A 22,140-nucleotide genomic window follows, 5' to 3' on the forward strand; every position below is an offset into this window, starting at 1 on the left:
GATCCACCGCTCAGCGGGGCGGGGGCGGCCCCACCGAGTCGCGCACCACGACGTGCGTGCCCAGCAGCAGATGCTCGTCCGGGGAGCCCGGCGTGTGTTCCAGGGCCGTGCGGACGGCGAGGCGGCCGAGTTCCTCGTAGGGGACGTGGACCGTCGTCAGGGCGGGGTGCAGGTCGCGGGCGAAGGGGATGTCGTCGTAGCCGGCGAGGGAGATGTCGCCGGGGGCGGTCAGGCCCGCCTCGTGCAGGGCGGTGAGGGCGCCCGCGGCGACCATGTCCGTGGCGGCCACCACGGCCGTGAAGTCGAGGTCGTCCTTGAGTGCTTGCTGCATGAGGCGGTGGCCCGCGTCGCGGGTGAAGTCGCCGTGCAGGAGGAGGGACGGGTCGGGGGTCAGGCCCCGGGCCCGGTGGGCGGCGAGATAGCCGCGTTCGCGGCCCAGGGCCGTGGTGTGGTCCGTCCGGCCGCCGAGGAACAGCACCCGGCGGTGGCCCTGGGCGAGGACGTGGGCGACCAGGGTGTAGGCGCCGCCCTCGTTGTCGTACTCGATGACCGTCACCGGGGCGCCGGGGTCCAGTGGTGGTCTGCCGCACAGGACCAGGCGGGAACCGGCCGAGGCGAGGGAGTCGGCCATGCGGTGGGTGCGTTCGCGGTACTCGGGGGTGTCGGCGGTGCCGCCGACCAGGATCACGGCGGCGGCGCGCTGGGCTCGCATCATCTCGACGAACTCCAGCTCGTGCCGGACGTCGCCCTCCGTGCTGCACACCAGGCAGAGGTGACCGAGGCGGGTCGCCTCGCGTTCGACGCCGTGGGCCATGTGCGCGAACGACGGGCCGGTGATGTCCTCCAGCACGAACGCCAGCGTGGGCGTGCCGACGCCCGCGATCGCCTTCGCCCGCGCGTCCGCGACGTAGTCCAGCTCGCGGACCGCCCGCATGACGCGCCCGCGCGTCGCCGCGCTCACCGGGTACACGCCGCCCAGCACCCGTGACACCGTCGACGCCGAGACCCCCGCGCGGGCCGCCACATCCCGGATCGTGCTGCGGCTCGCGTCCCCGCTCTTCCTCGTCATCACTGCCTCGTCTCTCCCGGGCGCCGGTCCGCACCCACCCCGCGGGAACTGCGGCAACGCGTCGGCAACCGGTTCCCTGGACGGAGGCTAGCAGTGGCGAGGGGAGGGGAGGAGGGTTGTGCGCGGACTGGCGACGCGGCGGTGAGCACGTACGCCGCTGTGCCGCTCCTACACCGCCCCCAGCGTCCCCGCGATGCCCGAGATCGCCTCCGGGCCCACCCGGCAGCAGCCGCCTATCAGGCGCGCGCCGGACTGCTGCCAGCCCTTCACCTGGTCGGCGGTGAAGGTGGAGCGGCCGGTCCAGGAGCGGGCGTCGGCGTCCCAGGCCTCGCCGCTGTTGGGGTAGACGACGACCGGCTTGCCGGTGACCCGGGCCGCGGTCGCGGCGGCGGTGTCCACGTCCTCGGGTGCGCAGCAGTTCACGCCGACCGCGATCACCTCGTCCGCCTCGGCGGCCAGGGCGAAGGCCTCCTCCAGCGGCTGACCCGCGCGCGTGCGGCCACCGGCGACGGAGTACGTCAGCCAGGCCGGCACCCCGAGCCCGCGCACCGCCCGCAGCAGGGCGGTGGCCTCGTCGGCGTCGGGGACCGTCTCCAGGGCGAGGACGTCGGGGCGGGCGGCGGCCAGCACCTCCAGGCGGGGGCGGTGGAAACGCTCCAGTTCGTCGACAGTGAGGCCGTAGCGGCCCCGGTACTCCGAGCCGTCCGCGAGCATCGCCCCGTACGGACCGGCCGAGGCCGCCACCCACAGCGGACGGGAGACGCGTGCGAGCCGGGCCGCGTCCCGCGCCAACTCGACGCTGAGCGCCATGAGTCCGGCCGCGCGGTCGTGGTCGATCCCGCGCTTGGCGAAGCCCTCGAACGTGGCCTGGTAGCTGGCCGTGATCGCCACGTCGGCGCCCGCCCGGAAGTAGGCGAGGTGCGCCTCGGTGATCGCCTCCGGCTGTTCCGCGAGCAGCCGCGCCGACCACAACTCGTCGCTCAGGTCGTGCCCGGCCGACTCGAGCTGGTTGGACATACCGCCGTCGAGGACGACGGTCCCGGCGGCGAGGGCTTCGGCGAGGGTGAGGGTGCTGGTCATACGGACGACGGTAGTCGAGACCCGGCGGGGGACCCCAGCCGATTGTGTCCAGTACATGAACAGGTCGCCCAGCATATGGGACGGCGGGTTACGATCACAGCCCTCCCCCCTCCCCCTCCCCCTCCGCTCGTCAGGAACGCCCATGACCGTGCCCAGCCCCGCCGAGGCCGCCGAACCCGTCGAGCCGGCCCCGGCGCCCACTCCCCGTCGCACCTTCGGCCTCGCCGCCGCCACGGCCCTCGTCATGGGCAACATCATCGGCGGCGGCATCTTCGCCCTGCCCGCCACCGTCGCCCCCTACGGCACGGTCAGCCTGCTCGCCTTCGTCGTGCTCTCGGTCGGCGCGGTCGCCCTCGCGCTGCTCTTCGGCAGGCTGGCGCGGCGCAGCCCGGTCACGGGCGGGCTGTACGTCTACCCGCGGGACGCGTTCGGCGAGTTCGCCGGGTTCCTGTCGGCCTGGTCGTACTGGACGATGTGCTGGGTCAGCATCGCCGCCCTGGCCGTCGCGGTCGTCGGCTATGTCGACGTCCTGACACCCCTGCACGGCAACCACGCCCTCCAGGCCGCCGTCGCCATGGCCGCTCTCTGGCTGCCCGCCGCCGCCAACTTCGCGGGCACCCGCTGGGTCGGCACGGTACAGGTCGTCTCGACGATCCTGAAGTTCGTACCGCTGCTCCTCCTCGCGACCATCGGCCTCTTCTTCGTCGACGCGGACAACTTCGGCCCGTTCAACGCCTCCGGCCAGAGCGTCTCCGGCGCGCTGGCCGCCTCCGCCGCGCTGCTGCTGTACAGCTTCCTCGGGGTCGAGTCGGCCGCGGTCAGCGCGGGCGAGGTCCGCGACCCCGGGCGCACGGTCGCCCGGGCGAGCGTCCTCGGCACCCTGGCCTCGGCGTTGGTCTACATCCTCGGCACGGTCGCCGTCTTCGGCCTCGTCCCGCACAGCCGGCTCGTCGGCTCCGGCGCCCCGTTCGCCGACGCGGTGAACGCCCTCACCGGCAGCTCCTGGGGTGGCACGGTCATCGCCCTGGTCGCCGTCGTCTCGATCACCGGCTGCCTCAACGGCTGGATCCTCATGGCCGCGCAGATGCCGTACGCCGCCGCCCGCGACGGTCTCTTCCCCGCGCCCTTCGCCCGGGTCGGCAAGGGCGGCGTCCCCGGCTTCGGCGTCTGGGCCTGCGCGATCCTCGGCACGCTCCTCATCGCCCTCAACTACACGGCGGGCCCGGACACCACGTTCCGCGTCCTCGTCCTGATCACCACGTTCACCGGCTGCGTGCCGTACCTGCTGTCGGCCGCCGCCCAGTTGTACTGGCTGGCCCGCGGCACCCGCGCCCGCGTCCGCCCCGCGGGCCTCGCCCGCGACCTGACCGTCGCCGTCCTCTCCTTCGGCTTCTCCTTCTGGCTGATCGCGGGCGCCGGCTACGCGGCCGTCTACCAGGGCGTACTGTTCCTGTTCGCCGGGATTCCGGTGTACGTGTGGCTGCGGGGGCGGCGGGAGACGGCTGACTGGTAGGGCTTGGCCAGGTCCGTTCGACGGTGGGGCGGGGTGTATCTGCGCGGTCTGCTGCTGGGTCGGTCAGCGCGAGTCGTCGAACTGGCGGACCCTCACCGAACTGCGCATCGCCCCCCGCCCGCGCGACCCGCCTCCTGCGCGCCCTGCTCGTCGTGGGGGGCGGCCGGTTCGAGTCGGCCGCCCCCCACGTGAACCGATCAGAGGTGTGGCCCGCCCTCCCTGCGCGCCACACCCACGGGTCCGCCGCTCGAACGGCCGGGCCGATCCGAGGACTCCGAGGAACGAGGAAGCAAAAGGATCATGAGAGAGCCGATGGCCGACATCGCCGCAACCGCCCTCCGGCTGGGGAACCCACCAACCGTCCACGCGGCAACAGGCCACTTGGCCGTCACCACTGGCACTGCCGTCGTCGCCGACGTGTGGATCAGCGGCGACCTCGGGTTCGTCCTCCTTCTGCACCGCAGGGACGACGGTCTCATCGCTGAAGAGCTGTACTACTCCGTGCGGCGCTTGAACGGTGCCTGGGAGCGCCCCGACCACCTCAGTGGGGGCATCGTCGGTACGGAGCTGGGCGCCCCCGCCGCGGTCGAGGACGCGCTCGCCGGGGCATCCATGTCCGTCGTCACCAAATCCGAGTCGCTTGTCCACACCGGGCGGGACTCAAACGGCGACGATGGAGAACTCGTACATATCTGGGAGCTTCTGGTGAGCGGTGACGCGGACCTCATCGAGATCGAGCGCTTCTCACAGGCCTCTCCCGGAACATCGGCACCCTTTAGACGAGAGGTGACAGGCCCGTTGATACTCCTCGTCCTGCTGCCCGGCGAACGGATGCGTGTTTCCGCCATGCGCAGAGAGACCTCATCCCTCACCCGGCTCGGCGACGCTTTGGACCTGCACAACCCGGAGCTGTGAACGAGCTGACTCCGCCACCGTCTAGTCCTCCCACAGCAGGAACGAGCCGTCGTCACCGGGACGCCGGTAACCGTCCAGGTACCGACCGGTCTCCAGCGCGTCGGCGGTGTAGTCGGCGGGGGGAGACCCGTCACCCCAGACCTTCGTCCTGGACCGCCAGCCGGTCACGACCTCCTCGGCGCCGAGGATCCGGTGGCAGGGCGGCAGGCAGAAGTTGCCGCTGCCGTGGTGGCCCGGCAACAGGAGGGCGTGGTCGGGGTGGAGGCCTGTGCCGAGTTGCTCCTCGGCCCTGGCGATGTCCGCCGGCGTGGCCGCGGGAGGGAGCCAGCTCCCGGGCGCGTCCGCGTTCCTCGAGCCAGCGTTCCACGCGCTGCCACGACTCGCCGAGCGGAGCGGGCTCCATGTGTCCTCCTGCCGGTCCCGTGAGGGCCTCCCCGTAAGCTGGCGGGATGCCTGAAGTCGCCGCGGCGGAAGCCGAGTTTCGTGAGATCTTCGATTCCGCGGCCCCCGGAGGGACGACTCTCGTCCCTCTCACGCACAACCCGTGGAACGGCGTCACGGCCGGGGTGTGGCGGGTCACCGCCGGCGGGCGTTCGGCCGTACTGAAGGTGCTGACGCGGACCAAGGAGACCGGCGTCACCTGGGCCGCCTCCAACGACCCCCGGCACTGGAACTTCTGGCGTCGGGAGGCGTACCTCTACCAGTCGGGGCTCGCCCAGGTCTGGCAGCGGCACGGCATCCGCGCGCCCCGGCTGCTGGCCTGCGTCGAACGCCGCGACGGGGACCTGGCGTTGTGGCTGGAGGACGTGCCGGGCGGACCGGCGACGGACTGGCCGCTCGCCCGGCACGTCGAGCACGCCCACCGGCTCGGGGCCGCGCAGGGCGCGGTGGGCGCGGGGGAGGACCGGCCATGGCTGTCGCAGGGCTTCCTGCGCGACTACACGGCCTCCAAGACGACGGGCCAGGACCTCCTCGATGACGACGAGGCCTGGCAACACCCCCTGGTCCGGGAGCACTTCCCGGCGGGCCTGCGCGAGGACATGGTCCGCCTCCACCACGACCGCGAGTGGTTCCTCACGGTCATGGAGTCCCTGCCGCGCGCCTTCTGCCATCTCGACCAGTGGCCGGCCAACGTCCGCTCCGACGGCCCCGGCAGTGTCGTCCTCGACTGGGCGTTCGCCGGGGACGGCGCGCTCGGCGAGGACCTCGGCAACTACCTTGCCGACTCCGTCTTCGACCTGTTCGTCCCCGCCGCCGACCTCCCCGGCCTGGCCAAGGCGGCGTACGACGCCTACCTGCACGGCCTGCGCGCGAGCGGCTGGCGTGGCGACGAACGGCTCGTACGGCTCGGCGTGTGCGCCTCCGCCGTGAAGTACGACTGGCTCACCGCACTGATGCTCGCCCGGGCGGACGACGAGCAGCCGGCCTACGGCGGCCAGGGCACCGTCCCCGCCGGGCTCCGCTACCGCGAACGCGGCCTGACCCTCGCCTTCCTCGCCGACTGGGCGGCCGAGGCCCGGCTGCTGGCACCCCGGCTCGGCTTCCCGGAGGCACCGAGCGGCCGCTGACCCCCCCCCGCGTTCCCAACCGTGACCCTCACTGCCGCGCGCGGCCCGCGTGCCGGCCGGCGCGACGCCGGCCCCGGCCGCGTCGCGTCGCCATCGGTACGGCGAGGCTGACGACGAGCGCCAGCCCGAGCGCGTACGGCCACCAGCCGAAGCCGACGTCCTCCGACGCTCCGGCGCTCCGGGGCGCCACGGCGCCGGACGCGGACGCCTCGGGGCCGGTGGGGGAGGGGCTCGGGGTGGTTTCGGCGGTCAGAGCGACGTCGTTGCCGTCTCCCGCCCGGTAGTCGATGCGGTAGGTGGTGTCGCCGAGCTTCAGACGGGCGCCTTGCCGCAGTCCCTTGAACGTTCCCGAGGTCCGGCCGTCGCCCTGGTGGTCGAGGACGGTGATCTCACGAGCGGACCTGCCCGGGCTTCCCGCCGCCGACACGTCGAGGTCTCCTGCCAGCCGCACGGTCCCGGTCACTCTCAGGGGCTTGCCGCGCAGGATTAGGGAGCCCTTCGAGCTCTGTGTGTAGGCGCCGTTCACGGTGAGGCCGGTCGTCACGGCACCTTCGTTCGTCACCGCACCTCTGACCGTGCCGCTGCCCGTCAGCGTGGTCGCGACGCGCAGGCCCGCCGGTCCCGCGTCCAGCCGTGCCCCGGCCGCCGTGAGCCGTATCGCCTTGCTGCGCGTGAGGGTGGCGCCTTTTCGCAGGGCCAGCGTGCCCTTGGAGACGGTGGTCGTCCCGGTGTAGGTGACGGCCCGGCCCGTCAGGGTCGTCGTAGCGGCTCCCGACTGGGTGAGCGAGCCGCTGCCGCCGATGCGGGAGAGGGCGAGGGGCCGGTTCGTGTTGCGCAGGACGAGCGAGCCGTTGTTGACGACCTTGTAGTGGGCGCCCGCCGTGTACAGCCCGCCGTCCCCGCCGCGCTTCCCGCTGCCCAGCCGTAGCACCGCCCCCTTCTCCACCGTCGTCGAGCCGTCGTAGTACTGGACGGCCGCGAAGGTCACGTCGTTGCCGGGGGTTCCGGCGATGACGATGTCGCCGGCGCCGGGGGCCGAGAGGGTGTCGTGGAATCTGCCGCCGCCGATGGGGGCGCCGAGCGTCACCGGGCCGTCGTAGTCGAAGGTGAGGCGGGAACGGGAGCGGGCGGCCAGGAGGTTGATGTAGACCGTCTCGGCGGTGCCCGGCATGAAGATCCGGTTCGTGGTGCCGTCGCCCCACTGGACGTTCGCGCCCTTGATGTTGGTGCCGCGCTTGTTGACGTTCTTGCGGGCGGGCGTCCAGTTGAGGGCCGGGTCGCTGAGCGACGGATCGCTGTCGCCGCCCTGGTTTGACCAGCTGTACTGGCCGGTCAGGACCACCTTGCCGCCGGGCCGCGACTGGACGTTGATGTCGCTGCCGTACTCGCGCTGGTAGAAGTCCATGCCCATCGTGACGGTCCGGCCCAAAGGCGTGTCGACGGTCCAGGTGCCCTGGTTGAGGACCTTGCGGACGTTCGGCAGCGAGGTCGCGTACTCCGGGCGGCCTGCGTTCAGCTGGGTACCGTTGTCGATCACCCCGGAGAAGGAGTGCGTGCCCGACAGGTCCCAGGTGCCCCAGAGGAACCTCGGCTGGGTGATCAGCCCGGAGCCGCTGATGGTGCCCAGGTTGTACGCGCTCCTCAGCGACAGCCGCAGGGTGCCGTCGACCCGGATGTTGTCCTGGTTGAGGCGGAACGCCGGGGTGTTGTAAGGGAAGTGGCCGACCAGTCCGGCCGTCCCGCCGTCGCCGTACTGGAGCGTCGCACCGCGCTCCACCGTGACCGCCGGCGGGTCGGGGTTGGTGACGGTGACGTACGGGTGGTTCCCGCCGAGCGTCCGTACCCGCTGCCGCCGCCGGGACTCCGGGAGCGTGAAGTCGCTGTCCTTGGTGAGGACCAGCGTCCCGCTGCCGCGCACCGTGAGCGTGCCCTCGCCGCGGAACACGCCGTCGTACGTCGTCGTCCCCGGCGGCACACTGACGACCGTGTCGCCGCCGAGCGTCACGTCCCGGTCGGCGAGCACGTCGGCGGTGACGTCCCGTGGACCGGCGGCCACCGCCGGGGGAGCGGCGAGCAGGGAGGCGACCGCCGCGAGGACACCGGCGGCCGCTGCTGTGGTGTGGGTGAGACTGCGCACGGGAGGGGAGACGCGGGGGACGGGCGGCCGATAACAGAAAAATCGGCGGTTGCCGTTCACCCCGCCCCGACCTCGCCCCGCTGTCGACCGCTCAGTGCCGGGCGAACTGCACACGCGTCGCCTGTACGGCGTCCGGACGGACCGCGATGCCGTCGACGGTGAGTTGTTCGCCGTAGATGTCGGTGAGCCTCAGGGGGCCGCCGCAGCCCGTGCCGTCGGGGGAGAGGAAGTAGTTGTACTCGGTACGGGTCAGCCGGCTCCATCCGCTGCCGGTCCTGACCTCCAGCCGGGCCAGCGGGTTGCGGTGGCCGAGCGCCTGGATGCCGCACCAGTGCCGGCTGGAGCCGGTCTTGTAGCGGATCGAGACGGTGTCGGACGTGCTGGGGCTCAGCAGGCTCCAGGTGATCGGGATCCGGCCGGCGGAGAGGCCGGCGAGCTTGGCGAAGGCCTCTTTGCTGAGGTCGAGTTGGCCGGGGGCGCAGGGCAGCGGGCACTCGTTGGTGATCCGGACCGTGACGGAGGCGCCGTTCGCCGCGCGGACGAGGATGTGCGCACCGCACGCCTTGGACGTCTCGTAGTCGGTGTGGTTCATCGCCGCGACCATGAGGTCGGGGCTCGGGCCGTACAGGCAGGCCCCGTCGCCGTCCGCGGCGTCGTAGTGGGTGGCGACCCCCTTGTAGGTGACCTGGGGCTGGATGCGTCCCGCCAGCGGTGCCGTGCCGGACGCCGGCCGCGGTGAGGACCGGGGGGCGCTGGTGGGCGAGGACCGCCGCGCCGACGGGGTGGTCGCGGTCGGCGTCGGGGAAGCCTTGGACGGTTTCGGTTTCGGTTTCGGTTTCGGCTTCGGGCTCGGTTTGGCCTTCTGTTCCGGTGCCGTGGCCGGGGCACTCGACCGGCTGTCGGCGGCGGGCTCGGCAGCGGCTCGCACGGCGTTCGGCTCGCCGTCGGGGCGGAGCGCCATCACCAGGGACAGCAGAACTCCCACCGCTGCCAGGGCGACGGCAAAGACGAGGGCCGTGCGCCGTTCGCGGAGGGGGCGGCGGCGGGAATGGGATGCCACGGATGAGTCCTTACGTGGTTCAGGAGAACGCTTCCGACTCACCAGTGGCCGCCGGAGCGGGAAAGGTTGCCGGGCGGGAGCTTCGAGTTTCGACGACCTTGACGACCCGGCCGCCCTCTTCGTCCCGTCAGAACCGTTGACCTCCAGGTGGCACACCCTTACCTTTTCGGCGTTCGTAATGACAGATGGTGTTCGAAATGTCAGACGACGCATCAGACAACGCCGTGTGTCCCCCAGTGAGAGGCAGGCCCCACCGCATGAGCCGCGACCGCGACCACGCTCTGCCCGAACCCCCCAGCCGCAGGCTGCTGCTGAAGGGCGCCGCAGCCGCCGGCGCCCTGGCCGCCGTCCCCGCCGTTTCGGGTGTGGCCCAGGCCGCCACCCCGGCCGGGCCCCCGAAGCCGGCCCCCTTCGTGAACCCGCTCGTCCGCAACCGGGCCGACCCGCACATCAACCGGCACAAGGACGGCTTCTACTACTTCACCGCCACCGCCCCCGAGTACGACCGCATCATCCTGCGCCGCTCCCGCACCCTGAACGGCCTGGGCACGGCCGACGAGTCCGTGATCTGGCGCGCCCACCCCACGGGCAACATGGGCGCGCACATCTGGGCGCCGGAACTGCACCGCATCGGCGGCAAGTGGTACATCTACTTCGCCGCGGCGCCCGCGGAGGACGTGTGGGCGATCCGCATATGGGTGCTGGAGAACGCCCATCCCAACCCGTTCAAGGGCACCTGGGTGGAGAAGGGCCAGGTGAAGACGGCCTGGGAGACGTTCTCCCTGGACGCCACGACCTTCACCCACCGCGGCAAGCGCTACCTCGCCTGGGCGCAGCACGAGCCCGGAATGGACAACAACACCGGCATCTTCCTGTCCGAGATGGCGAACCCCTGGACCCTGAAGGGCCCGCAGGTGCGGCTCTCCACCCCCGAGTACGACTGGGAGCGCATCGGCTTCAAGGTCAACGAGGGCCCGTACGTCATCAAGCGCAACGGCCGCCTCTTCATGACGTACTCGGCCAGCGCCACCGACTTCAACTACTGCATGGGCCTGCTGACCGCGGACGCCGACAGCCACCTCCTGGACCCCATGAGCTGGTCCAAGTCGCCGACACCGGTCTTCACCAGCAACGACACCACCAAGCAGTACGGCCCCGGCCACAACTGCTTCACCGTCGCCGAGGACGGCCGTACCGACGTCCTCGTCTACCACGCCCGCCAGTACAAGGAGATCAACGGCGACCCGCTGAACGACCCCAACCGGCACACCCGTATCCAGAAGCTCGGCTGGAAGCCGGACGGCACCCCCGACTTCGGCATCCCCGTCGCCGACACGGTGAAGGCGGGTGACTGAGATGAGACGCGCGTACGCGGTCCTCCTCGCCCTGTGCCTGGCGCTGACCGGCGCGCTCGCCACCGCCGGCACCGCACAGGCCGCGCCCCAGACCATCACCAACGGCACCCAGTTCACGGACACCTCGGGCAACCCCGTCCACGCCCACGGCGGCGGGGTCATCAAGGTCGGCTCCTACTACTACTGGTTCGGCGAGCACCGCAACGCCGACAACACCTTCCGGTACGTCGACGCCTACCGCTCGACCGACCTGAAGAACTGGGAGTTCCGCAACCACGTCCTGACCGAGGCCAGCGACCCGGAGCTGGCGACCGCCAACATCGAGCGGCCCAAGGTCATGTACAACGCGTCCACCGGCAAGTTCGTGATGTGGATGCACAAGGAGAACGGCACCGACTACAGCGAGGCCCGCGCGGCCGTCGCCGTCTCCGACACGGTCGACGGCGACTACACCTGGAAGGGCAGCTTCCGTCCGCTCGGCCAGCACATGTCCCGCGACATCACGGTCTTCACCGACACCGACGGCGCCGGGTACATGATCTCCGCCGCCCGCGAGAACTACGACCTCCAGATCTACCGCCTCACCGCCGACTACACCGGCATCGCGAGCCTGGTCGCCAACCCCTGGCCGGGCGGCCACCGCGAGGCCCCGGCGCTGTTCAAGCGGAACGGCGTGTACTTCATGCTGACCTCGGGCGCCACGGGCTGGAACCCCAACCAGCAGCAGTACGCCACGGCCACGAACATCGCCGGACCCTGGTCGGCCATGAAGAACATCGGCGACTCGACGACGTACGGCTCGCAGACCGCCTACGTCCTGCCGGTTCAGGGCAGTTCGGGCACCTCGTACCTGTACATGGGCGACCGCTGGGGCAACTCCTTCGGCGGGACCGTCAACGACTCGCGCTACGTCTGGCTGCCGCTGACCTTCTCCAACTCGACCACGATGTCCATGTCCTGGTCGCCGGAGGTCACCATCGACACGGCCACCGGGACCGTCTCCGGCACCAGCGCCACGTACAACACCCTCATCGCCCGCCACTCGTCCAAGTGCGCGGACGTGACCAGTCAGTCGCTGTGGGCGGGCGCCCAGCTCAAGCAGTACGACTGCAACGGCGGCACCAACCAGAAGTACTGGTTCAAGTCCGTCGGCGGCGGCTACTACCAGCTGATGGTCAGGAACAGCTCCCTGTGCGTGCGGGAGAACGCGAGCACGGTCACGCAGGAGAACTGCAACGCCTCCGCGACGAACCAGCAGTGGTCGCTGACCACCACCGGCTCGTACGTCAACGTCAAGTCGCGTGCGACCGGCGAGTGCCTGGACGTGAACGGCGCGTCCACCGCCAACGGCGCCGCGCTCATCACCTACACGTGCAACGGAGGCACCAACCAGCAGTGGACGCGCGGGACATGACGGCCCCGAGTGCGCCCGGGCCGGCAGGTCGATCCCGTCGATCGCCGTCCCCGCACTGAGGAAGCCGGTCGCCCCCGACCCGCTCACCACGTCGATCCTGAGCACGTTGTACCGACTCGGGTCCGTCTTCCAGGCGGACGCCGGGACGCTGTACGTGAACGTGTGGTTGTTGCCGCGGTACGAACCGTTGGTCAGCGACCGGGTGTTCGGCTGGGTGGGCGGGGAGGGGATGGCGGACGTCCGGGCATCGTCCGCGTTCTTGAACCCGCCCGGTGTGCCGTCCGAGGCGCGCGCCGCCACCTTGCCCCCGGCCGCTCGTCGGCACGTACCCGGCGATGCCGGGCGAGTCTTCTGCACTTCGCCGGTCCAGCCGAAGCCGGCTGCGCGGGCCGTGCCGATGAGGGCCCCGTGCCGGCGGAGGTGGGGGCCGGGTGTGAGCGAGAGTGACAGTTGAATCGATTTCGCGAAAGGCCTTTCACGCGCTGGGAGGGTGCATCCTTGAGAAAACGACTCAGGGTCTAGAAAGCGCTTGCCGCAAGCGATACGTTCAGCCGCCAGGCCTTGTCGCCGTGACGGAGGAGCTGCGAGTGAGACGTTTCAAGACAGCCGTGCTGGCGGCCGTGGCGCTGAGCACCGCCCTGTCCGCCGTACCCGCCCACGCGGGCGATGGGGGTCCCCCCGCGCGAGGCGGTTCGAGCGTGGGGGAGGGCGGAGGGCCGGGCCTCGCGCACTGCACCGCCGGCGCCTGCCACTTCGACGTCCCGCCCGGCACGTACGACGTGCGGGTCGTCCTCGGCGGGGAGACCGCGTCCGCCACGAGCATCAGCGGCGAGACCCGCCGGTCCCTGCTGCCGGAGACGGCCGCACCGGCGGGCGAGCGCGTCACCCGCAGCTTCACCGTGAACGTCCGCACCCCCGAGGGCGAGCCCACCGGCCCCGACGGAACTCCCGGCCTCGACCTGCGGATCGGCGGTTCCGCCCCCGCCCTGGCCGGCATCAAGGTCACGCCGGCCCGGCACGCTCGCCAGATCTTCCTGGTCGGCGACTCCACCGTCTGCGACCAGCCCGGCGCCCCGTACTCCGGCTGGGGCCAGCAGCTGCCCCAGTACCTCCGCAAGGGCGTGTCCGTCGCCAACTACGCCGATTCCGGCGAGAGTACGGTCACGTTTCTGGGGAACCCGCGCCTGTGGGCCACCGTACGGCCCCTGATCCGCCCCGGCGACCTGGTCCTCGTCCAGCTCGCCCACAACGACAAGACCACGGACGAGGCCACCTACCGGGCCAACCTGGAGGCCCTGGTGGCGGGAGTCCGGGAGCGGGGCGGACAGCCGGTCCTTGTCACTCCCATCGTGCGGCGCTGGTTCAGCCCCGACGGCACGCTGAACAACGGAACAGCGCTCCTGGTCAACGGCCTGGGCGTCGACCACCCGGCGGTCACACGCTCCGTCGCGGCCGCGCAGGACGTCCCGCTGATCGACCTCACGGCGAAGACGAAGGCACTCGTCGAGTCCCTGGGCGTCGAAGGCTCCAAGGCCCTGTACCTCTCCAACGAGGCGCGGGACAACACGCACACCTCCGTGCGCGGTGCCACGGCCTACGCGGGCCTGGTCCGCGACGAACTCGTCACCCGGCATCTGGTGCCGAAGGGCAAGGTGCGGGTGGGATGAACCCCTGGGGCGCCCCGACCGGAACCGGGGCGCCCCAGGTCCAAGCTGTTCCGAACTGCCCCAGCACGAAAGAGACGCGATGCAGCTGCCTCCCGCCGACCGCACGACCTCCGCGTACACCGGCTACACCCGCGCCCACTGGGAGGCGGCGGCCGACGCCCTGCTCAGCGCCGTCGAGCCGTACGCGACCGAGGACCGCGCGCTGTACCACCTGCCCGGCGACCGGACCAGCTGGTCGGGCCGCCTCTCCGACGGCCTGGAGGGTTACGCCCGCACGCTGCTGCTGGCCGCCTTCCGCCGCGACGAGAAGGCCCTGGAGCGCTACGCCGACGGGCTGGCCGCCGGGGTCTCGGGCGTCTGGCCCGGCATCGAGGACCGCAGCCAGCCCCTGGTGGAGGCGGCGTCGATCGCGCTCGCCCTGCGGCTGACGCGGGAACTGCTGTGGGACCGGCTGGACGACGGCGTACGCCAGCGGGTGGCGGCCTGGCTCGGCGACGCGCTCACCGCCGAGGCGTGGCCCTGCAACTGGGAGCTGTTCCCGGTCACGGTGGGCGGCTTCCTGGCCGAGGTCGGCCACGAGCCGGACGCGTCCCGCGCGGCGATCGACCGCGGCCTGGAGCGCATCGAGCAGTGGTACGTGGGCGACGGCTGGTACACCGACGGCGACGGCCGCAAGTTCGACTACTACAACGGCTGGGCCATGCACCTCTACCCGGTGCTGCACGCCTGGCTGGAGCGGGATCAGCGCCTGCTGGACCTGTACGGGGCGCGTCTGGAACGCCATCTCTCCGACTACGCACGCCTGTTCGGCGGCGACGGCGCTCCCCTGCGCCAGGGGCGCTCCCTGACGTACCGCTTCGCGACGACGGCACCGCTGTGGCTGGGCGCACTGACCGGCCGTACGCCGCTCTCCCCGGGCGAGACCCGGCGCCTGGCCTCGGGAGCACTGCGGTACTTCCTCGACCGGGGTGCGGTGGACGACCGGGGCCTGCTGTCCCTGGGCTGGCACGGCCCCGACGAGTCCGTCCTCCAGGGCTACTCGGGCCCGGCATCCCCGTACTGGGCGAGCAAGGGCTTCCTCGGCCTGCTCCTGCCGCCCGGCCACGAGGTGTGGACGGCGCCGGAGGAACCCGCCCCGGCCGAGCGCGCGGACCGCGTCACCCCCGTCGGTCCTCCCAACTGGCTGTTCCAGTCCACCCGTTCCGACGGCGTGGTCCGCCTCCACAACCACGGCAGCGAGGACGTCCGCTACGACCCGTACTACACGCGCCTGGCCTACTCGACCGTGACGGCCCCGTCCCCCGCGTACGACAACAGCGTGCTCGTCGGCGACGACCCGAGCCGCACCGGCATCGAACCGCTGGGCGTCGGCGAGGGCTGGGCGGCCTCGCGGCACACGGCGGGCGGGGGAGCCCGGGTGACGAGCGTGGTCCTGGCACACGGGGCGGCGGAGGTACGGGCGCATCTGGTGTCCGGGGCGGAACCGGGGACACCGGTGCGGATGACCGGCTGGCCGGCGGGGGAGGGCCTGCGGGCCGAACTCCTGCCCGCGGTGGGCCTCGACGACACCCTCACCGGCGTCACCGGCGAGAGCGCCACGCTGTTCGTCGCCCTGGCTCGGCTGACGGGGGAGCAGGATCCGGTCGCGCTGGCGGAGTTGGCCGGCGTGCGCACGGACGAGGACGGCCTCCTGGAGGTCCGCTGGAGCGACGGGGACGGGGCGCGGATCCGGCTGGACGTTTCGGGAGTGAAGGTAACGCCGCTCACGGCTTGAGACGACCGTCCGCCGACCGCACTTCGGCGGACGGGAAAAGGCAAAGGCAAGGAGAACTCTCTCCTTGCCACTCTCAACGTATAGCGCACTGGGGGGCTTGCCGCAAGGCCCGGGTCACGGCGCAGAATCGTCGGCCGGTGCCACGAACTGCGGAAAAGGGGGGCACGACGTGCGTGGGTTGTTGTCGACGTCTGAGGGACGCGGTGACGTCGAATGACTGAGCGATACGTGCGGGATCTTCAAGAGGTTGACGAGACGCGGGTCGCGGTCGTCGGCGGCAAGGGCGCGCACCTGGGCTGGCTCTCGCGGATCGAGGGCGTCCGCGTGCCGGCCGGCTTTGCGTGACGACGGACGCCTTCCGGCGGATCATGGCGGAAGCGCCGTCGATCGACGATCGGCTCGATGAGTTGTCGCGCGTGAACCCGGACGACCGGGAGGCGGTCCGCACGCTCAGCGCGCAGATTCGCCGGACCATCGAAGGGATCGCCATCCCGGGCGACCTCGCGGCGGCGATCACCCACGCGCTCGTCCGGCACGGGGAGCATGCCGCCTACGCCGTCCGGTCCAGCGCGACGGCGGAGGACCTGCCGACGGCCTCCTTCGCCGGCCAGCAGGACACGTACCTGAACGTCGTGGGGCCGACGGCGATCCTCCGGCACGTCAGCCGGTGCTGGGCCTCGCTGTTCACCGAGCGGGCCGTGACCTACCGCCGGCGCAGCGGCATCGACCACCGTACGGTCCACATGGCCGTCGTCGTGCAGCGGATGGTCTTCCCGCAGGCGGCCGGCATCCTGTTCACGGCCGACCCCGTCACGGGCAACAGGAAGATCGCCACCGTGGACGCCGGCTTCGGCCTCGGCGAGGCCCTGGTCTCCGGCCTGGTGAACCCGGACGTCTTCAAGGTGCGAGAAGGCGAAGTCGTGGCCAGGACGATCGCCGCCAAGCAGCGTGCCGTTCACGCCCTGCCGGCCGGCGGCACGCAGGAAGTGGCGATCGATGCGCCGCGCCAGGAGCAGCCGGCGCTGACGGATGCGCAGGTCGTGCGGCTCGTGGAGCTCGGGCGGCGGATCGAAGCGCACTTCGGCCGCCCGCAGGACATCGAATGGTGCCTGGCCGACGATGACTTCCGGATCGTTCAGAGCCGGCCGATCACGACGCTGTTCCCCGTCCCCGAGACCGGCGACCAGGAGAATCACGTCTACGTCTCCGTCGGTCATCAGCAGATGATGACCGACCCCATGAGGCCCCTGGGGCTCTCCATGTGGCAGCTGACGGCCATGGCGCCGATGCACGAGGCCGGCGGGAGGCTGTTCGTCGACGTCACCCGGCGCCTGGCCTCGCCCGCGAGCCGCGCCGGCCTCCTCGACGTCATCGGGAGAGGCGATCCGCTGGTCAGGGACGCGCTGGAGACCGTTCTCGAGCGCGGCGATTTCATCCCGTCGCTCCCGGACGCGAATCCCGGCGGGCCGCCGGCCGGCGGCGCGTCCGCCCCGATCGAGACCGATCCGGCCATCGTCACCGAGCTGATCGAGCGCAGCCGGGCGTCCATCGCCGCCCTGGAGCGCGACATCCGGACGAAGAGCGGACCGGCGCTGTTCGACTTCCTGCTGGAGGCCTTCGAGGAGCACAAGCGAGTCCTCGGTGATCCGCTGAGCATGCAGGTGATCACGGCGGGTATGGAGGCCACGTGGTGGCTCAACGACAAGCTGGAGGAGTGGCTGGGCGAGAAGAACGCGGCTGACACGCTCACACTGTCCGCCCCCGACAACGTCACCTCGGAGATGGGACTGGCGCTGCTCGACGTCGCGGACGCGATCCGCCCCCATCCGGAGGTGGTGGCGTTCCTGGAGGGCGCGGGCGCCGAGGACGAGGGCTTCCTGGACGAGCTGGTGAAAATCGCGGGCGGGACTGAAGCGCGTGACGCCATCGAGGCCTACCTCGACCGGTACGGCATGCGCTGCGTCGGCGAGATCGACATCACGAGGCCGCGTTGGCGCGAGCGCCCCACCACGCTCGTGCCCGTGATCCTCGACAACGTCAGGCACTTCGAGCCGGGCGCCGCCGAGCGCCGCTTCGAGGAGGGCCGGCAGAAGGCGCTGAAGCAGGCACAGGACGTGCTGTCCCGCTTGCGGGCCCTGCCGGACGGGGAGCGGAAGGCCGACGAGGCCAAGCGGATGATCGACCGGGTCAGAACCTTCATCGGGTACCGGGAGTACCCGAAGTACGGCATCGTCAGCCGTTACTTCGTCTACAAGCAGGCCCTGATGGCGGAGGCCGAGCGCCTCGTGCGGGCAGGCGTGCTGCCGGAGAAGGAGGACATCTTCTCCCTCACGTTCCAGGAACTCCACGACGTCGTGCGCTCGCACCAGGTGGATGACCGGCTCATCCAGCAGCGCAAGGACGCGTTCCGGTCGTACCACGCGCTCACACCGCCCCGGGTGCTCACCTCGGACGGTGAGGCCGTCGCCGGGGCGTACCGGCGCGACGACGTGCCGGCCGGTGCTCTGGTCGGCTTGCCGGTGTCCGCCGGGGCCATCGAGGGGAGGGCCCGCGTCGTCCTCGACATGGCGGAGGCCGATCTCGAGGCGGGCGACATCCTGGTCACGACCTTCACGGACCCCAGTTGGTCGCCGCTGTTCGTCTCGATCGCGGGCCTGGTGACGGAGGTGGGCGGCCTGATGACCCATGGCGCGGTGATCGCCCGGGAGTACGGCTTGCCGGCCGTCGTGGCCGTGGAGCGGGCCACCCGGCTGATCCGGGACGGGCAACGGATCCGCGTGCACGGGACCGACGGGTACGTCGAGATCCTTTCTTGACCGACCTGGTTAGCGTGTCCCCATGACCGCTCATCCGAAGCAGGCACCGGCCGCGGGGGCCCTCTGCGCCTTCGCCGCCCTTCACCACGCCGAGGAGCCCCTCCTACTGCCCAACGCCTGGGACTGCGCGTCCGCGCGGGCCCTGGCCGGGCAGGGGTTCCGGGCGATCGGGACGACGAGCCTTGGCGTCGCCGCGGCCGCGGGCCTGCCCGACGGCGCGGCGGCGACCCGTGCGGAGACGCTCCGGCTGGCCCTCGCCCTCGGCTCGGAGCCGTGGCTGTTGTCCGTCGACGCCGAGGGCGGCTTCAGCGAGGACCCGGACGAGGTGGCGGGGTTCGCGCGTGAGCTGTACGCCCTCGGAGTCGTCGGCATCAATCTGGAGGACGGACTCGGGCCCGCCGACCGGCACGCGGCGAAGATCGCCGCCGTCAAGGAGGCCGCCCCCGGCCTCTTCGTCAACGCCCGCACCGACACCCACTGGCTCGGCGACGGCGACTCCGTGGACACCTTCGCCCGGCTCGACGCCTACCAACAGGCGGGCGCTGACGGCGTGTTCGTCCCCGGCCTCACCGACCTGCGGCAGATCACCGCCCTGGTACGCCACGCGCACGCGCCCCTCAACGTGCTCTACTCACCGGACGGCCCCTCCGTCACCCACCTCGCCGACGCCGGCGTACGCCGGATCAGCCTCGGCTCGCTGCTGTACCGGCGGGCGCTGGGCGCGGTTCTGGAGGCGGTGGCGGAGATCAGGGCCGGCCGGGCGCCGGTGGGGCTGACACCGACGTACCAGGAAGTGGCCCGTCAGGTTGCTCCGTAGGCCGTTCCGTCAGGTGCCGAGCGCGGCGGCCAGCAGCGACACGGCGGCGAGGTCCGGCAGGCCGCGCAGGCAGGTGACGACCTGGTCGCCCGCGAACTCGCGCTGTGCCGCGGTCACCGCGGGATCGACGGCGCACTCGGCCTGCACATGGATGTAGTTCAGGTCCGTGGCGAAGAGCATCGAGAACGACTCCGGGCCCGTGACCACGGCCCGGCCCCCGGCATCCCGGTAGGCCCGGGTCAGGCGCCGGGCGGACGCGATGTCCACCTCGTTGCGGCCCGACCACACGTAGACGGCCCGCGCGAACTCCCGTTCCGCCGAGATCGGCCCGGCGTTGTCCCAGTCGAGGAGGACCGGCCCGTCCGGGCCGACCAGGACGTTCTGGGGCTGGAGGTCGAGGTGCGAGGTCACCAGGCCGTCGGGAACCGACGGGGTCACCCAGCGCGCCAGCCGGGGCGCGGACGTGGCGACGAACCGGCCCAGCTCGTCCGCCCACGGAAGGCCGGCGTCCCGGACCTTCTTGAGGACGTCCTCCCAGTCGGCCTCGTCAGGACACCGCTCGTACCAGTCGCCCGGCGTCTCCACGGCGCCCTCACCGGCCTGGTGCAGCAGCGCCATGGTGCGGCCGAACCAGTCCAGGATGCCGGGGTCGGCAGCGTCCGCCCGGGTGCCGTCGACCCAGTCGTACAGCTTCACGTACGACCCGCCCGAGGATCCGAGGCGGGAGACGTGCGCGCCCTGGCGGTTGGCGTGGAGACGGGGCGAGTCGATGCCCAGGCCGGCCGCGGAGTCCCGTAGCGCGGCCTCGCGGCGGACCTGCGCCTCGTCGCAGCCGAAGAGAAGTTCCTTCACGGCCCACGAGGACCCGTTTCCGGTGAGTTTCCAGATCTGGCCCAGTGCGCCCCGGGTGACCGGTGTCATGGCCCAGGGGCCGGTGCCCAGGGCGTAGCTCCGCGCTATGGAGTCGGCTGTGTCACGCATCGGTCGTCCTCTGTTCGCGGGGCCAGTTCTGAAGCAGTGCGTGCAGGGCGTCGATCGCCCTGTCCCAGGACGCCTGTACGTCCCGGGGCGCGCCGAAGGCGCCGGTGGACTCCAGGGCGCAGTAGCCGTGGAAGGTGCTGCGCAGCAGGCGTACGGCGTCGGTGAGGTCGGGTTCCTCCAGGCCGTAGGCGCGGAGCATGCCGTAGGTGACCTCGGCCGTGCGGCGCATCGCGGGGGAGTCCGTGACGAGGTCCCGGTCGATCGGGATCTGTGTCGCCGCGTACCGGCCGGGGTGTTCCAGGGCGTAGGCCCGGTAGGCGCCGGCGAAGGCACCGAGCGCGTCCCGGCCGGCCTCCCGCCCCTCGACCGCCGCCGCGATCCGGTCGATCATCTCGCCGCCCGCGTGGAGGGCCAGGCGGGTGCGCAGGTCCTTCAGGTTCCGGACGTGGGTGTACAGACTCGCGTCCTTCACCCCGAAGCGGCGGGCCAGGGCGGAGAGGGTGACGTGGTCCAGGCCGGCCTCGTCGGCGAGGTCGGCCGCGGCGGCGACGAGGCGGTCGGGGGTGAGGCCGGCTCTGGGCATGAGGGAAGAGCGTAGTACGGGCTCAGCGGATCGGCGCGTACACCACCCCCAGCTTGTCGATCTCGCCGCCCGCGCGGCCCGTGAAGCCCACGATCTGCCAGCCGGAGGGGGCCGTGAAGGTCTTCGCGTCGGACGTGGCCGTGCCGGCGGACAGGGTGCGGTTCTTGTCCGTCGTGAAGGACGCCGAGAAGATCCGGGTACGGCCGTCCTTCTGACCCTGTGTCAGCTTCACGGAGGTCAGGTGCTCGCCCGGGGCCAGAGTCAGCGAGGTCGCCGTGCCGCCCGTGCCGCCGTGGGTCAGGGCCGTACCGCCGTCGTGGGTCAGGGACACCGCGTCCAGGCGGGTGCCGCCGCGCAGGGTGAGGGTGCGGGGAGCGGGGTTCGCCGGCAGGTCGTCCGCGTCGTTGAAGGCCGTGCCGTGCGGGCCGCCGAAGAAGTCGCTCGCCCGCAGGGACGGGTTGAGCGTGTAGGAGAAGTCGACCGTGTGCGGGAAGTGGTCGGAGAGGTGCTTGCCGTCGGAGCGGAGGAAGGATTTCCAGTCGTTGGCGTAGCGGGTCGCGGTGAGGGTCAGCAGTTTGCCGCCCCGGTAGAGGACCTTGTCCACGACCTCGCAGTCGTCCGCGGGCGCCGCCGCGTCGCAGACCAGCGCGTCGCTGCCCTGGGCCGGGGGCGTGCCGCCCTTCACCAGCTTCACCCACGCGTCCGTCAGGCCGTTCTCGGACAGCAGGGTGCGGATGTTGTCGCCGGCGCGGGTGTACCGCGTGTTCGTGTCCCCCATGACGATCACCGCGTTGCCCGCCGAGTTCGCCTGGATGAAGTCGGAGAGCTGCTCGACGTTGGCCCGGCGGGCGGCCAGCGCGTCGTCGGTCGCGTCCGCGTTGGTGTGGACGTTGTAGAGGTCGACGAAGACGCCCTCCGCGAGCCTCACTCGCGCCAGCGAGAAACCCTTGGGCGTCAGGCAGTTGGTACCGGTGCAGTCGTTCCACTTCACCCGCTGGAAGTCCTCGAAGGGGTGGTCCGAAAGGGTGTTGAGCCCATCGCCGAAGGCCGCGCCACCGCTGGTCGCCGTGCGGTACGGGTGCTTGTCGTTGGCGTACAGCGAGGCGTGGTAGTTGAAGTCCTCCTGCACGTTCACGATGTCGTACGGCCCGAGCCGCTGCCCGATCAGCGGGGTGTTGGTCTCGGGATCGCTGTCGCCGAGCCCGAGGGGGAGGCCCGCGATGTTGTACGTCAGCACGTTGAAGGAGCCGGATTCCGCGGCGGCGGCGGGCGTCGCGGAGGTCACGGTCAGTCCGGTGAGGGTCAGAGCGGCAGCGGCGAGGGCGCCGAGGAGTCGTCTCATGGTGGGGTGTCTCCGGTCAGGGGAGGCGGAGCGGAACATGAACGGTGCT

16 protein-coding genes and 2 pseudogenes are annotated in these 22,140 nt (G+C 71.6%); 9 read left to right on the forward strand and 9 right to left on the reverse strand.

Annotation, left to right across the window (positions count from 1 at the left end; genetic code table 11):
- Positions 1 to 10: 10 nt before the first annotated feature.
- Positions 11 to 1,069 (reverse strand): LacI family DNA-binding transcriptional regulator, encoded by a 1,059-nt coding sequence (locus V8690_RS33935; RefSeq protein ID WP_338783898.1) that lies wholly within the window; start codon positions 1,067 to 1,069, stop codon positions 11 to 13.
- A 168-nt stretch (positions 1,070 to 1,237) separates the two neighbouring features.
- Positions 1,238 to 2,149, reverse strand: coding sequence for a homocysteine S-methyltransferase (gene mmuM / locus V8690_RS33940; protein WP_338783899.1), 912 nt, complete (start codon positions 2,147 to 2,149; stop codon positions 1,238 to 1,240).
- 142 nt (positions 2,150 to 2,291) lie between these two features.
- Here mmuM and V8690_RS33945 point away from each other — a divergent pair, with 142 nt between their 5' ends.
- Positions 2,292 to 3,662 carry an amino acid permease gene (locus V8690_RS33945; protein WP_338783900.1) on the forward strand — a complete coding sequence of 457 codons (1,371 nt, stop codon included), beginning with the start codon at positions 2,292 to 2,294 and terminating at the stop codon, positions 3,660 to 3,662.
- 312 nt (positions 3,663 to 3,974) lie between these two features.
- Positions 3,975 to 4,577, forward strand: a complete 603-nt coding sequence (locus V8690_RS33950; RefSeq protein WP_338783901.1) for a hypothetical protein — start codon at positions 3,975 to 3,977, stop codon at positions 4,575 to 4,577.
- A 21-nt stretch (positions 4,578 to 4,598) separates the two neighbouring features.
- Here the strand turns inward: V8690_RS33950 and V8690_RS33955 are convergent, their stop codons facing one another.
- Positions 4,599 to 4,817: a hypothetical protein gene (locus V8690_RS33955; protein WP_338783902.1), complete on the reverse strand. Its 219-nt coding sequence runs from the start codon at positions 4,815 to 4,817 to the stop codon at positions 4,599 to 4,601.
- A gap of 209 nt (positions 4,818 to 5,026) precedes the next feature.
- Here V8690_RS33955 and V8690_RS33960 point away from each other — a divergent pair, with 209 nt between their 5' ends.
- Positions 5,027 to 6,145: an aminoglycoside phosphotransferase gene (locus tag V8690_RS33960; protein WP_338783903.1), complete on the forward strand. Its 1,119-nt coding sequence runs from the start codon at positions 5,027 to 5,029 to the stop codon at positions 6,143 to 6,145.
- 28 nt (positions 6,146 to 6,173) lie between these two features.
- On the opposite strand, the gene V8690_RS33965 is transcribed toward V8690_RS33960, so the two are convergent.
- Positions 6,174 to 8,282 (reverse strand): autotransporter, encoded by a 2,109-nt coding sequence (locus V8690_RS33965; protein WP_338783904.1) that lies wholly within the window; start codon positions 8,280 to 8,282, stop codon positions 6,174 to 6,176.
- A gap of 91 nt (positions 8,283 to 8,373) precedes the next feature.
- Positions 8,374 to 9,342 (reverse strand): expansin EXLX1 family cellulose-binding protein, encoded by a 969-nt coding sequence (locus V8690_RS33970; RefSeq protein WP_338783905.1) that lies wholly within the window; start codon positions 9,340 to 9,342, stop codon positions 8,374 to 8,376.
- Positions 9,343 to 9,599: 257 nt separating this feature from the next.
- On the opposite strand from V8690_RS33970, the gene V8690_RS33975 reads away from it, so the two are divergent.
- Entirely contained in the window at positions 9,600 to 10,697 is a 1,098-nt protein-coding gene (locus tag V8690_RS33975) for a glycoside hydrolase family 43 protein (protein ID WP_338783906.1), read from the forward strand.
- A gap of 1 nt (position 10,698) precedes the next feature.
- Entirely contained in the window at positions 10,699 to 12,111 is a 1,413-nt protein-coding gene (locus V8690_RS33980) for an RICIN domain-containing protein (protein ID WP_338785544.1), read from the forward strand.
- 18 nt (positions 12,112 to 12,129) lie between these two features.
- Here V8690_RS33980 and V8690_RS33985 read toward each other — a convergent pair.
- Positions 12,130 to 12,351 (reverse strand): annotated as a pseudogene (locus V8690_RS33985) (polysaccharide lyase family protein); the annotation flags it as partial.
- A 347-nt stretch (positions 12,352 to 12,698) separates the two neighbouring features.
- Between V8690_RS33985 and V8690_RS33990 the strand changes: the two are divergent.
- From V8690_RS33990 to V8690_RS34005, 4 genes and pseudogenes are all read left to right on the forward strand, one after another.
- Entirely contained in the window at positions 12,699 to 13,778 is a 1,080-nt protein-coding gene (locus V8690_RS33990; RefSeq protein ID WP_338783907.1) for a rhamnogalacturonan acetylesterase, read from the forward strand.
- A 79-nt stretch (positions 13,779 to 13,857) separates the two neighbouring features.
- Complete coding sequence (locus V8690_RS33995; protein WP_338783908.1) at positions 13,858 to 15,552, forward strand: DUF2264 domain-containing protein; 1,695 nt, start codon at positions 13,858 to 13,860, stop codon at positions 15,550 to 15,552.
- A gap of 213 nt (positions 15,553 to 15,765) precedes the next feature.
- Positions 15,766 to 18,368, forward strand: a pseudogene (rph, locus tag V8690_RS34000) (rifamycin-inactivating phosphotransferase).
- 22 nt (positions 18,369 to 18,390) lie between these two features.
- Positions 18,391 to 19,185 (forward strand): isocitrate lyase/phosphoenolpyruvate mutase family protein, encoded by a 795-nt coding sequence (locus tag V8690_RS34005; RefSeq protein WP_338783909.1) that lies wholly within the window; start codon positions 18,391 to 18,393, stop codon positions 19,183 to 19,185.
- Positions 19,186 to 19,194: 9 nt separating this feature from the next.
- Here V8690_RS34005 and V8690_RS34010 read toward each other — a convergent pair whose 3' ends face one another.
- From V8690_RS34010 to V8690_RS34020, 3 genes are read right to left on the reverse strand one after another with little or no spacing between them, the layout of a single operon-like run.
- A complete protein-coding gene (locus V8690_RS34010; protein WP_338783910.1) occupies positions 19,195 to 20,166 on the reverse strand; it encodes a phosphotransferase in 972 nt (323 codons plus the stop codon).
- A complete protein-coding gene (locus V8690_RS34015) occupies positions 20,159 to 20,749 on the reverse strand; it encodes a TetR-like C-terminal domain-containing protein (RefSeq protein ID WP_338783911.1) in 591 nt (196 codons plus the stop codon). Before V8690_RS34015 ends, V8690_RS34010 begins: the two co-directional genes overlap by 8 nt.
- 22 nt (positions 20,750 to 20,771) lie before the next feature.
- Entirely contained in the window at positions 20,772 to 22,091 is a 1,320-nt protein-coding gene (locus V8690_RS34020) for a jacalin-like lectin (protein WP_338783912.1), read from the reverse strand.
- Positions 22,092 to 22,140 lie beyond the last annotated feature (49 nt).

The organism is Streptomyces sp. DG1A-41 (assembly GCF_037055355.1).
GTDB lineage: Bacteria > Actinomycetota > Actinomycetes > Streptomycetales > Streptomycetaceae > Streptomyces.

Excerpts from the sequence above, each read along its gene's own strand:
- V8690_RS34005 (WP_338783909.1), top strand. The coding sequence starts at position 18,391 with ATGACCGCTCATCCGAAGCAGGCACCGGCCGCGGGGGCCCTCTGCGCC.
- V8690_RS34020 (WP_338783912.1), bottom strand. The coding sequence starts at position 22,091 with ATGAGACGACTCCTCGGCGCCCTCGCCGCTGCCGCTCTGACCCTCACC.
- V8690_RS34010 (WP_338783910.1), bottom strand. The coding sequence starts at position 20,166 with ATGCGTGACACAGCCGACTCCATAGCGCGGAGCTACGCCCTGGGCACC.
- V8690_RS33960 (WP_338783903.1), top strand. The coding sequence starts at position 5,027 with ATGCCTGAAGTCGCCGCGGCGGAAGCCGAGTTTCGTGAGATCTTCGAT.
- V8690_RS33995 (WP_338783908.1), top strand. The coding sequence starts at position 13,858 with ATGCAGCTGCCTCCCGCCGACCGCACGACCTCCGCGTACACCGGCTAC.
- V8690_RS34015 (WP_338783911.1), bottom strand. The coding sequence starts at position 20,749 with ATGCCCAGAGCCGGCCTCACCCCCGACCGCCTCGTCGCCGCCGCGGCC.
- V8690_RS33935 (WP_338783898.1), bottom strand. The coding sequence starts at position 1,069 with ATGACGAGGAAGAGCGGGGACGCGAGCCGCAGCACGATCCGGGATGTG.
- V8690_RS33945 (WP_338783900.1), top strand. The coding sequence starts at position 2,292 with ATGACCGTGCCCAGCCCCGCCGAGGCCGCCGAACCCGTCGAGCCGGCC.
- mmuM (WP_338783899.1), bottom strand. The coding sequence starts at position 2,149 with ATGACCAGCACCCTCACCCTCGCCGAAGCCCTCGCCGCCGGGACCGTC.
- V8690_RS33980 (WP_338785544.1), top strand. The coding sequence starts at position 10,699 with ATGAGACGCGCGTACGCGGTCCTCCTCGCCCTGTGCCTGGCGCTGACC.
- V8690_RS33975 (WP_338783906.1), top strand. The coding sequence starts at position 9,600 with ATGAGCCGCGACCGCGACCACGCTCTGCCCGAACCCCCCAGCCGCAGG.
- V8690_RS33950 (WP_338783901.1), top strand. The coding sequence starts at position 3,975 with ATGGCCGACATCGCCGCAACCGCCCTCCGGCTGGGGAACCCACCAACC.